Raw genomic sequence first — 4996 nt, 5'->3', positions numbered from 1 at the left:
TCCAGCAATAACATTTGTGTTGTGCGCTAAAACTACTTTTGTGTAATGGCTCAAAATAATGGTTTGGTATTTAGCCGTGGTGCGGTTATATTAAGTTTCGAAGTTTGCTTTAACTAACTGGTTTTATAATAAATTTAACCTAACAAGCAATTCAAACGGACAAAAAACAGTTGGCTGCTTTCACTTCGTTCAACATTTTAGCCAACTAATTTTTGCCGCTTAATATGGGCGTTATGTGTCTAGGAGATTTCGGTTGTGATTATCAAGTTCAATGTATTTGGCAAGCAGATGTCCGTTCTTAAGAAAAATGAAGAATGGCAACTATTTAATGAATCAGATACAGGTATTCGCTCACGAGTCTACGATGTTGTTATCCATGTGATTTAGAACTCACTGAACTTGGAACTTACCTCGATGATATATATCATGAATATTCATCTGAAAAGCATCCAGATGTTATAAAATTAGGTTAGAGTAATAGCCACATAACAAGCCATTCAAGCAGGACTTTTAACAGTTGGTTAGGTTCCGCTTCGCTTCACATTTTAACCAACAATTAAAAGCCTCTTAATGGGGCGTTATGTGCCACGGAGGTTTGGTAAATGGATTTAGATTCTCATATCAATTTAATAGAGAACCAGAGTAGGAAGCTATTTGGCTCTAGTCACTTTTTAATTCTCTGTATTATATTTTCTGTAATAGTCGCCACGATATTCTTTTATACGGAGCCTTTAATTGCATTTGGTGCTTCAGGTTTTATTGCTTTTGTTTTGCATTATTTTTATGCTCAATTAGCTTTTAAAAAACTAAATGCCCGTATTACACTATTGCAAACGAAGATAGAGCAAAGTAGCACATAACAAGCTATTCAAGTGGGACAAATAACAGTTGGCTAGTTCCGCTCCGCTTCACATTTTAGCCAACTATCATTTGCCCCTTAATAGGGCGTTAGGAGTATAAGCGTTGCCAGTATTATTTGCCGACTCGGGCTGTGAACTTTGTCGAAAGTATTGGACAGGTCCTTTCACTGACAAACGCGATGAAATTATGACGTATTTAGTTAGGTGTCATATTGAAAGACAGTCCCACTTGTTAAAGTGCAACGAGTGTAATTCTTATTGGGAAGAACCTAATGGATCATTCCCACAAGGCTTAAGTACAAATGAAGTTTCTAAGTTCTACGGAGAAAAATACTCCTAACAAGGCGCTCAAGCAGGACAAAATACAGTTGGTTTTTTGCTCGTGCCTCGCCTATTTTAACCAACTATATTTTGCCTCTTAGCGGGGCGTTAGGTGTTTTTCAAATATGGAGGTTTACAAATATAATGGATAATCAATTTAAAATTTCAGGCTGGGCATTTACTGTTTATGGGGCAATTGTAGTTTTAGCATTTATGTTTGCTTATTATTACGGTGTCACGCAATATTTAAATGTACAATCTATTCCATCAGGTATTAAATTACTTGTTTCCTTACTATTCGTTGTAAATCTTTTAGCATTTCTTTGTGGCATCTATTTGCTTAAAGAGAATACTGTTGTTCATAAGTTTGCTTTACCAGTTTCAATCGTAATGCTACTGAGCTTTCCATTTGGTACATTTGTAGGCGGCTTGTATCTCTGGGAGAGGTTTAAAAGTACCTAACAAGGCATTCAAACGGACAAAAAATAGTTGGCTGTTTTCACTTCGTTCAACATTTTAGCCAACAATTTTTTGCCGCTTAATGTGGCGTTATATGCACAAGGATATGTATGCGCACTTGGAATGACTTGAGTTTAATTCAAAAATTATTAATTGGTTTATTTATTGCTTTCGCAGCATTTGCGGGACCTGAAATGATGTTTCTAATTGATATAGGTGGTATCGAACTTGCTTTTGGTGCTTTGGCTATGTATTTCAAGCCATTACTTGTTTGGCTCCAACCTAAAATAAACTGGCTTAGTTCACAAATTCAAATTATAAAGATTGGCTTTCTAAATAGCGCAGTTCTTCAACCTAAAGTATTTACAACACATGCAGTTTTTTGTTCAGTTGCAATGATATTAACTGGGTCAATTGTTTTATCGGTGGGATTTTTCTTACCTGCATTATTAGCGAACGGTATGTTAGTTTAATTGCGCATATAACAAGCCATTCAAGCAGGACTTTTAACAGTTGGTTAGGTTCCGCTTCGCTTCACATTTTAACCAACAATTAAAAGCCTCTTAATGGGGCGTTATATGTTAAAGGATATATTCCACATGGAGGTTATAAATGCGTAAAGTTGTAATATTTAACAAAACTAAAAAATGGTGGCATGAAACACCCGATTTAGACTTACTAAATTCTCAAATAGCTGAAATAGAAAGTGATAATTGGAAAGTTATTTCCGTAGCAGCCAATACAAATCTGTTTGGAATTATCGCTTCATTCACGATATTAATAGAATCAATTGGTAATTAACATATAATAAGCCATTCAAGCAGGACAAATAACAGCTGGCTATTTGCTCCTTCGTCGCTTATTTTAGCCAACTATTATTTGCCTCTTAATGGGGCGTTATGTTTCTCGGAGATTTTTGCTCTTGCTACGAAGTCAGAAGTTTAAATTAGTTTTAGTTATAGAAGTTGTATTAATCATTTTGTATAGATTACAAGTTGTAGAACTTGATTCCTTACCAAATGTTTTCTGGATTTCTAGCATGATCTTCGGTATTTATTTGTTTGGTTTAATCCTCGGGTATCATTGTCAAAGCTGTAATAAAAACCAAGTTTATAAGTCTATCTTTAGCTACAGATTACCAACTTCTCATTGTTGGTCGTGTAACGAAAGTGTAGAGAAAACCGAAACATAACAAGCTATTCAAGTGGGACAAATAACAGTTGGCTAGTTCCGCTCCGCTTCACATTTTAGCCAACTGCAATTTGCCCCTTAATAGGGCGTTATGTACCAGTACCTCAATCAACCAGTGTGTTTAAATGAAGTTAATTAAATTTCTAATTCAAGCTTATAGAAATCAGCGAAGACTGAAGCCTAAGTATTACCAATTAATATCTTGGGTTGGTGGTATTGGTTGCTTTATCAGTATTGTTTTGTGGTATTCACAATTAGGTTTAATTGCAGAGGTTATGAATATTGATATGGATATGCCTCTTAGAAAAATGAGTGGGTATACTCAAATATCTATTTTAAGTGTAATGCTATTTTCATTTGTCTTAGCTATGTACATTGGTTGTCTAGCCTTAACAATATTGGTTTTTTTAATACCTGTAAGTCTAAAGTACCTAACTTTAGAAGAATATTTTAACATAACCTTGTTGTGTTCCTATCCGGAGCGTTGGTATAAAGGTACATAACAAGCTATTAAACAAGGACAAAAAACAGTTTGCTGTTTTCGTTCCTCAACATTTTAGCAAACAATTTTTTGCCTGTTAATAGGGCGTTATATTTTAAAAGAGGTTTGGTGTGATCAAAAAATTATTAGGGATACTTTTGTGTGTTCTTCTTTCTTCATGTACATCAAATCAAGGATACGACGGAGAGAAGAGGCCAAAGTCTGAGCTCGCAACGATATATGCAGCAAAGATACAAAGATATGGATTTGGGAATAGCCAAGCGTTAGGAATAGCACAAGTAAATGGAATTGAGGTTGGAGACCCTTTTAAAGGTTACCCAAGGAAAGTTTACGTCCTTCCTGGAACAGTAACCATAAAGTTTAAATTTGGCACCTTAACTCTAGGGCAAGCTATCGAGCGAGGCCTTATTCCTGGGAGTACATCAAACAATAATGTTAAATCAAAAGGTGAGTTCAAGTTTACCGTAGAAAAAGGAAAAAGCTATAGATTACACTTCAAAAGTGAAGCACATACCTTTGAAGATTTAACAGTATGGACAGAACCTTATAAATAACACAGTGCAAATTTATTAAATATGTCAATGTAAATAAAATATAACAAGCCATTCAAGCAGGACAAATAACAGTTGGCTATTTGCTCCTTCGTCGCTTATTTTAGCCAACTATTATTTGCCTCTTAATGGGGCGTTATGTGTTTATGGATATTCAAATTTTAGCGTTTACAGTTCTATCTATTATTCTTTATGCCGCTTTAGTCGCTTTATCTTTCAAGCGTACCAGTGAAAAGTCTGCCGTATATAAATATCTATTAACGGCCAGTGGTTTATCTGTAGTTCTATTATTGCCAGCAATATATATTAGTTTGTTTTGGTCTGCTTTTGTTTGTACTCTGCTCATAGTAATTGCATCCTACGTTGGCTCTCAATATGGCAATAAAGGTGCATTAATTAAAAGTGGCATTTTGGGCGGTATTTGGTTAATAATACCTTGGTATTTGTATTTAGTATCAAACACATAACAAGCTATTCAAGTGGGACAAATTACAGTTGGCTGGTTCCGCTCCGCTGCACATTTTAGCCAACTACAATTTGCCCCTTAATAGGGCGTTAGGTGGCACCACTTTTCGGTTTTTATTGTTAACCAACTTTAGTATTTTTAATGTTGGTTTGGTGGTAATTCTGTTTCGTGGGTTTTCGCCAAAGCGTTTGGGGAATGTCGCGAATCATTGTTAAGAGTCCAGCAATAACATTTGTGTTGTGCGCTAAAAGTACTTTTGTTTAAATGGCTCAAAATTACTGTTTGGTATTTAGCCGTGGTGCGGTTATATTAATTTACTGAGTTTGCTTTAAGTGATTGTAATTACTTCATTGTTCACCTAACAAGCAATTCAAACGGACAAATAACAGCTGGCTTTGTTCGCTTCGCTCTCTATTTTAGCCAACTATTATTTGCCGCTTAATATGGGCGTTATGTTTACTAGAGAGTCCATCACAATTGAAGATTAAGCATTATGCTCAACCATTAAAAACGATCGCTAGTTCAGCTTTTGATAATTGTGGCTGGGAAATTGTCGTTGCATTTGTTAGTGGTATATTCTGTTACGCAAGTTACAGCACAGGTTTCGGTATATTGTTTTTTCCTATGTTTGCTGTATTTTGTTTGA

7 protein-coding genes are annotated in these 4996 nt (G+C 35.3%); all 7 read left to right on the top strand.

The window, feature by feature from the left end:
• Positions 1-602 precede the first annotated feature (602 nt).
• The 7 genes from H4J39_RS17755 to H4J39_RS17725 all read left to right on the top strand — a co-directional run bounded on the left by H4J39_RS17755 (position 603) and on the right by H4J39_RS17725 (position 4351).
• Positions 603-860 (top strand): hypothetical protein, encoded by a 258-nt coding sequence (locus H4J39_RS17755; protein WP_182229674.1) that lies wholly within the window; start codon positions 603-605, stop codon positions 858-860.
• A 465-nt stretch (positions 861-1325) separates the two neighbouring features.
• Positions 1326-1643 (top strand): hypothetical protein, encoded by a 318-nt coding sequence (locus H4J39_RS17750; RefSeq protein ID WP_182229673.1) that lies wholly within the window; start codon positions 1326-1328, stop codon positions 1641-1643.
• Positions 1644-1750: 107 nt separating this feature from the next.
• The gene (locus tag H4J39_RS17745) at positions 1751-2113 is read left to right on the top strand and encodes a hypothetical protein (RefSeq protein ID WP_182223071.1); all 363 of its coding nucleotides are present in this window, start codon (positions 1751-1753) and stop codon (positions 2111-2113) included.
• A gap of 139 nt (positions 2114-2252) precedes the next feature.
• Complete coding sequence (locus tag H4J39_RS17740) at positions 2253-2441, top strand: hypothetical protein (RefSeq protein WP_182229672.1); 189 nt, start codon at positions 2253-2255, stop codon at positions 2439-2441.
• Positions 2442-2956: 515 nt separating this feature from the next.
• On the top strand, positions 2957-3334 hold the full coding sequence (locus H4J39_RS17735) for a hypothetical protein (RefSeq protein WP_182229671.1): 378 nt from the start codon (positions 2957-2959) through the stop codon (positions 3332-3334).
• A 109-nt stretch (positions 3335-3443) separates the two neighbouring features.
• Positions 3444-3887, top strand: coding sequence for a hypothetical protein (locus tag H4J39_RS17730; RefSeq protein ID WP_182229670.1), 444 nt, complete (start codon positions 3444-3446; stop codon positions 3885-3887).
• A gap of 143 nt (positions 3888-4030) precedes the next feature.
• Complete coding sequence (locus tag H4J39_RS17725) at positions 4031-4351, top strand: hypothetical protein (protein WP_182229669.1); 321 nt, start codon at positions 4031-4033, stop codon at positions 4349-4351.
• Positions 4352-4996: the final 645 nt, after the last annotated feature.

This window comes from Colwellia sp. Bg11-12, assembly GCF_014076955.1.
In the GTDB taxonomy this organism is placed as follows: Bacteria; Pseudomonadota; Gammaproteobacteria; order Enterobacterales; family Alteromonadaceae; genus Colwellia_A.
Note: the sequence above shows the minus strand (reverse complement) of the source record. Positions and strands in the feature narration are given on the sequence as shown.

What these genes read in the sequence shown, in the direction of transcription:
- H4J39_RS17740 (WP_182229672.1), top strand. Translation starts at nt 2,253, where the DNA reads ATGCGTAAAGTTGTAATATTTAACAAAACTAAAAAATGGTGGCATGAA.
- H4J39_RS17735 (WP_182229671.1), top strand. Translation starts at nt 2,957, where the DNA reads ATGAAGTTAATTAAATTTCTAATTCAAGCTTATAGAAATCAGCGAAGA.
- H4J39_RS17745 (WP_182223071.1), top strand. Translation starts at nt 1,751, where the DNA reads ATGCGCACTTGGAATGACTTGAGTTTAATTCAAAAATTATTAATTGGT.
- H4J39_RS17755 (WP_182229674.1), top strand. Translation starts at nt 603, where the DNA reads ATGGATTTAGATTCTCATATCAATTTAATAGAGAACCAGAGTAGGAAG.
- H4J39_RS17750 (WP_182229673.1), top strand. Translation starts at nt 1,326, where the DNA reads ATGGATAATCAATTTAAAATTTCAGGCTGGGCATTTACTGTTTATGGG.
- H4J39_RS17725 (WP_182229669.1), top strand. Translation starts at nt 4,031, where the DNA reads ATGGATATTCAAATTTTAGCGTTTACAGTTCTATCTATTATTCTTTAT.